Below are 2,777 nucleotides of genomic sequence, written 5' to 3' on the forward strand. Positions count from 1 at the left end.
GCCTACCCGGCCGAGCGGCTGCGTGTGATGGCGGAGGATGCGAGGCTGCAACTGGTGCTGACCGACGGCAGCACCGCCGCATTGCCCGGCGATCTCACGCAGCTCAGGATCGACGATCCCACACTGCTGCAACAGCCGCCCGCCTTGCCGCAGCGGCGTCCGCGGCCTGACGATCTCGCCTACGTCATCTTCACCTCCGGCTCGACCGGCCGCCCCAAGGGCGTCGCCATCCCGCAGCGCGGGCTCGTCAATCTCGTGCGCTGGAGCTTTGCCGCTGTCGGCACCGATGTGCTGGCTTCGACCTTCGCCTCGTCCTCGATCAATTTCGACATGTCGGTGCTGGAGATGTTCTCGCCGCTGAGCTGCGGCGGCTGCATCGAGGTCGCGCCCGACCTGCTCGCCATCGCCCATCGCGGCCGCTCGGGCATGCGGCTGTTGAGCGGCGTGCCGTCGGTGCTGCGCACGCTGCTCGACACCACGGCGCTGCCGACCGATGCGCGCGCGCTGATCCTCGCCGGCGAGGCGCTGCCCGAGGAGCTGGTGCACCGGACACGGCAGGTGCTGCCGAACTGCCGGATCTGGAATCTGTACGGGCCGACGGAAGCGAGCGTCTACTCCACCGCCTGGTTCTCGGACGGTCCCGACGACGCACCGCCGACCATCGGCCGCCCCGTGCACAACATGCAAGTGCACCTGCTCGACGAGCGGCTGGCGCTGGTACCCATCGGCGTCGTCGGCGAAGTGTATGTGGCGGGCGCGGGCCTCGCGCGAGGCTACATCAACCGTCCAGGACTGACGGCGGAGCGCTTCATTGCCGATCCGTTCGGGCCGCCGGGCACGCGGCTCTACCGCACCGGCGACCGCGCGCGCTGGCGCGCCGACGGCACGCTCGAGTTTCTCGGCCGCGCCGACCACCAGGTCAAGATCCGCGGCTTCCGCATCGAGCCCGGCGAGATCGAGAGCGCGCTGCGCCGCCATGAGGCCATAGCCGCAGCGGCCGTGGTGCCGCAGGAGCATGCGCAGGGACGGCGCCTCGTTGCTTATGTGGTCGGGCGCGACGGCGTAGCGCCATCGACGGCAGAGCTGCGCGGTCATCTCGGCAGCCTGCTGCCCGACTACATGGTGCCGGCGCTGTTCGTCGCGATGGACGCACTGCCGGTCACGCCGAATGGCAAGCTCGACCGCAAGGCGCTGCCCGAGCCCGATCTCGCCGCCGCCTCAGAGGCCAGCTATCGCGCGCCGCGCTCGGCGACCGAGCAGGCGCTCGCCGCGATCTGGTCCGAGCTGCTGGGTCATGCCCGGATCGGCATCGACGACAATTTCTTCGAGCTCGGCGGCCACTCGCTGCTCGCCACCCGGCTCGTCTCCCGCCTGCGCACCCAGTTCGGCCGCGAGCTGCCGCTGCGCCGGCTGTTCGAGCAGCCGACCATCGCCCGGCTTGCGGCCTCGCTCGACGACAAGACCGCTGATCAGGCCACAGCCTTCGTCGCGCTGCCCCGCCCGGCCGATCTGCCGCTGTCGGCAGCGCAGACCCGGCTGTGGTTCCTCGATCAGCTCGAAGGCGGCTCGGCCGCCTACCTCATTCCGTTCGCCCTCGATCTCGACGGCGCACTCGACCCCCAGGCGCTCGATCGTGCGCTGACCGCGCTGGTCGCCCGTCACGAGAGCCTGCGCAGCACGGTCGAACTCAAGGCTGATGCGCCGATCCAGATCATCCGGCCGGCGAGCGCCTTCCGCCTGCTGCACGACGATCTCTCCGATCTCGCCCCTGCCGATCGCGACGCCGCGCTGGCTACGCGGCTCGATGGCCTGGTGCAGCACCGCTTCGACCTTTCGCGCGACCTGCCGCTGCATGCGGTTCTGGTGCGGCTCGGCCCCGAGCGTCATGTGCTCGCGGTCGTCATCCATCACATCGCCTTCGACGGCTGGTCGTCCGGTGTGTTCTTCGGCGAGCTGGCGCGGCTCTATGAGGCCGCGCGCAGCGGCGCGGTTGCGCAGCTGCCGGAGCTGTCGGTGCAATACGCCGACTACGCGCTGTGGCACCGGCAGCTTTTGGCCGATCCCAATGGACCGATCCCGCGCGAGCTCGCTTTTTGGCGTGCGGCGCTCACTGAGGCGCCGGCGCGGCTGGAGCTGCCGCTCGACCTGCCGCGTCCGACGACGCCACGCCATCCCGCCGGCTTTATCCATCTACATCATGACGCGAGCGAGGTCGCGGCCTGGGAAGGCTTGGCCCGCCGCCACGGCGTCACGCTGTTCATGGTGCTGCATGCGGCCTTCGCCACCGTCTTGGCCCGCTGGAGCAGCAGCGACGACATCAGCATCGGCACGCCGATCGCCAACCGCACCCGCCGCGAATTCGAAGGTCTGATCGGCTTCTTTGTCAACACCCTGGTGCTGCGGCTGCGACTCGCGGACGATCCCACGCTCGCCGAGTTGCTCGCCCGTGTGCGCGAGACTGATCTCGCCGCCTTCGCGCATCAGACCCTGCCGTTCGAGCAGCTGGTCGAGGAGCTGCAGCCGGCTCGCCAGCTCGGCGTCAGCCCGCTGTTCCAGGCGATGCTGGCGCTGCAGAACGCCGCCGCCTTCCGCGCGCCGGAGATCACCGGCCTCACCACGCGGATGCACCCGCCGGAGCCGGGCGTCGCAAAATTCGCGCTGACGCTGTCGCTGCAGCCGACCGCAAACGGCGGGCTCGAAGGCATTTTGGAATACGACGCCGAGATGTTCGCGCCCGCCAGTATGGAGCGGCTGGCCGGGCATGTCGCGACCCTACT

The 2,777-nt window shown here is 70.0% G+C and carries 1 protein-coding gene; it reads left to right on the forward strand.

The annotated features are described in order from the left end of the window. Positions 1-2,777, forward strand: a 2,777-nt coding sequence (locus ACQR0Z_RS34985; protein ID WP_434921691.1) for an amino acid adenylation domain-containing protein, incomplete at both ends; no start/stop codon positions are given.

Source organism: Bradyrhizobium sp. HKCCYLS3077 (assembly GCF_051167555.1).
In the GTDB taxonomy this organism is placed as follows: domain Bacteria; phylum Pseudomonadota; class Alphaproteobacteria; order Rhizobiales; family Xanthobacteraceae; genus Bradyrhizobium.